We start from the raw sequence: 3,133 nt of genomic DNA on the forward strand, positions 1-3,133 counted from the left end.
TCCAGCACAGGTCCGCCATCACGACATGCATCGCGTCGCGGTCGAGCATGTCCTTGTAGGGTAAGCGCGAGCCCAGCGTCTCGCTGGCGCAGACCCAGACATCGGTCGAGCGGGCGTATTCGGCCAGCGCCTGCGGCGAGTTCATCCGGATCGCGTCTTCGTACCAGGTCGGCTTGTACGGCTCGAGCGCGCGCGCGATCTGTTTGGCGGTCGGCAAATTCCACAGCGAGTGCAGCTCGACCATGATCTCCATCTTGTCGCCGACCGCCTTGCGGATCTTCTCGAACGGCTCGATCGCCTGCTTCATCTGGGCGGCGGAAATGAACAGGCCGTGATTTTCCTGCGCCGGCGGATCGAACGGCCAGATCTTCATGGCGGAAATCCCGCTTTCGAGCAGGCTTTCGGCGAGCGCGTCGGCGCGGTTCATGAAGGCGTCGAGATCCTCGTAGGCGCCGTCGCCTTCGGCGAGGCTCCAGTTCGATACCGGGCGAATGTTGGTGGAGCGCACATATCTGGTACCGGCGCAGGTGTTGTAGATGCGCTGCTTGTCGCGGCAGAGGCCGCCAAGCATCTGGTGCACCGGCTGGCCGCAGACCTTGCCGAAGAGGTCCCAGAGCGCGATGTCGATGGCGGAGGCGGCGCGGTATTCGACCCCGGTCGAGGACTGCGCCATCGGCAGGTCGAGGAGATCGCGATGGATCGCTTCGATGCGGAGCGGATCGCGGCCGAGCAGCCGGCCGGCAAAGGTGTCGTGGATCTGGGCTTCCACGGCGCCGGCGCCATAGAAGGTTTCGCCGAGGCCGATCGGGCCCTGGTCCGTGTGCAGGCGAACCCACAGCACGTTGGCGAATTCGTCGGTGCGCAACGTCTCGATCGAAGTGATCTTCACGGCTGTCATCCTCCCCGTCAGCACTGATCTTGTTGATTGAGGCGCCCTGGTCGACGCCGCACTGCGTCAACGCCATAGCTCCTGTTCCTGATCAAGGCAAACCGCCGTGCCGCGCCTCAGCGATGCGGACCCGATGTTCGAGGCGAGCCGGGGATCGAACCCGGCCTGTCCGGGCTGCAACATCGAACCTTTGCCGGGCAGATCGGTTGATCCGGAAAGGATCACGGGAGCCTCGGCATGTCGACCATCGCACTGCCGCAAGAGCAGACGGCCATCCAGAATGCGGTGCGCTATCTGATCCGCAACTACAGCCCGAAAGGCAACAAGGTCGGCTGGCTGATGATGGCCTCGATTCTGGTCGAGGCCTGGGACCTCTATTCGATCGCCTTCGTGCTGATCTTCATCCGCGAGCAATATAATCCCGACCCGTTCATGCTAGGGCTGGCCGCGGCGGGCACGCAGGGCGGCGCGCTGATCGGCGCCCTGATCGGCGGATGGCTGTCCGACAAGATCGGCCGGCGGGTGATGTTTCTGGTCACGATGGTGATGTTCATCATCCTCGCGCTGGCGCAAGCCTTCGTCCCCAGCGTTGGCTGGCTGATCGTGATCCGCTTCCTGCTCGGCGTACCGCTCGGCAGCGACATCTCGACCGGCTACACCTACATCATGGAATCCATGGCCAAGGGTGACCGCGAGGTCATGGGCAACCGCTGGCAGTTCATGTTCGCGGTCGGCGAGGTGCTGACGCTCGCGGTCATCGCGGTCTTTCTCGTGCTCGAGCTCAACCATGAGATGGTCTGGCGCGTCACGCTCGGCCTCGGCGCCCTGCCCGCGCTGATCATCCTGATCATGCGTCACGACGTGCCGGAAACGGCGGTCTGGCTGGTGCAGCAGGGTCGTTTCCGTGAGGCCAAAGAGGTCGCGCAGCAGATGTACAACGACAGCCTCGACATGCTGCCGAACCACGACGTCGTGTTGCCGAAGCCGCGGCCGAGCGCTTTCCTGGCCGATCTGCGCACCGACGATATCCGCTGGCGGGCGACGCTCTACGGCTGGATCGCCTGCTTCTGCCAAGCCAGCGAGTTCTCCACCTTCGCGTTCTATCTCCCGGTTCTCTTCGCGATGGTCGGCGTCTCGACGGTTCTCGGCAACAACCTCGTCACCATGGCGCTGTTCTCGCTGGCGGCGGTGTCAGGTTGGGTCGGACCGCTGCTCACCCCGAAAATCGGTCACCGCGGCATCAGCATTGCAGGCTTTTCGATCGTTTTTGTCTCGCTTTTGCTCGCCGCGGCCGCGCTCTATACCGACCACAAATACGTCCTGCCGCTCGCCGCCGCCGGCATGCTCTGGGGCCACTACTGGAGCGCGTCGAACTGCATGACCATTCCGACCATGGTGGCGAAGCCCGAATATCGGGGCACCGCAAGCGGCTTCGCCTACATGTTCGTCAAGCTGCCAGCGTTCCTGGCGATCTTCCTGTTTCCCTCGCTGTTCACCGCGATCGGCCAGGCCAACGCCACGCTGTTCGTCGCGATCTTTCCGCTGATCGGGCTTCTCGCTGCGATCTTCATCCTGCCGGAGGTCTATGGCTACGAGCACGATTAGGACGTTTACTCATCATCAGGCGCCCGGCTTAGGCGCTCCAGATGCCCGCTCATCTCCGAAGGAACAGAAACTGCGGACATCCTTGGAGTTCGCCGATGGGCCAAGGACCGAAAGTCTCGCCCGGAGCAAATCCGGTCTGCACTGCCTCAGATAGCAACCATCGATTTCAGCCGTGATCTCTCAGTCGGGCCAGTTTAGGACTCAACGAGCGCGCGAAACCACCGGGCTATCGGTTGTTCGCAAGCGGTTTCACCCATTCGCGGACGGACTCGATGAACATTTGCGCGACCGGGCTGAGCGATCGACTCTTCAAGGCGGTAACGCCGACCGGTTGTCGAGGATGGTGGCGCTTCACGGCCAGCGCTTTTAGTCTGGGATTTTCACGCGGCAGGAGGAGTGAGAAGCCGACGACCACAGTGAGGAAACGTCCCGTCGCGAGTAGCTCGTTGCGCAGAGTAATGGACGGAGCGGCCACGGTAAGCCGCGGCGGATCAAGACCGGCCGCGCGAAAGACCTCCGCCTGCATCGCACCGAAATCGGTGTTGATTGGATCCAGTATCCAGGGTTCGCTCAGCAGGTCAGCAAGCTCGAGCTTTCGGTGGCGGGTCAGTGGATTGTTCGGTCCGGCGACCACGACCA

Annotated in this window: 3 protein-coding genes; 1 reads left to right on the forward strand and 2 read right to left on the reverse strand. The window is 62.9% G+C overall.

Translation table 11 applies throughout. From position 1 onward, the window contains the following. Positions 1 to 889, reverse strand: an 889-nt coding sequence (locus tag JOZ76_RS13905) for a mandelate racemase/muconate lactonizing enzyme family protein (protein WP_291699203.1), incomplete at its 3' end; no start/stop codon positions are given. Positions 890 to 1,126: 237 nt separating this feature from the next. Between JOZ76_RS13905 and JOZ76_RS13910 the strand changes: the two genes are divergently transcribed. Then, a complete protein-coding gene (locus tag JOZ76_RS13910; RefSeq protein WP_291699204.1) occupies positions 1,127 to 2,494 on the forward strand; it encodes an MFS transporter in 1,368 nt (455 codons plus the stop codon). Positions 2,495 to 2,720: 226 nt separating this feature from the next. On the opposite strand, the gene JOZ76_RS13915 is transcribed toward JOZ76_RS13910, so the two are convergent. Continuing rightward, a partial coding sequence (locus JOZ76_RS13915) for a LysR substrate-binding domain-containing protein (RefSeq protein WP_291699205.1) occupies positions 2,721 to 3,133 on the reverse strand: 413 nt, incomplete at its 5' end.

The sequence above is a fragment of the Bradyrhizobium sp. genome (assembly GCF_019244115.1).
Taxonomy (GTDB): domain Bacteria; phylum Pseudomonadota; class Alphaproteobacteria; order Rhizobiales; family Xanthobacteraceae; genus Bradyrhizobium.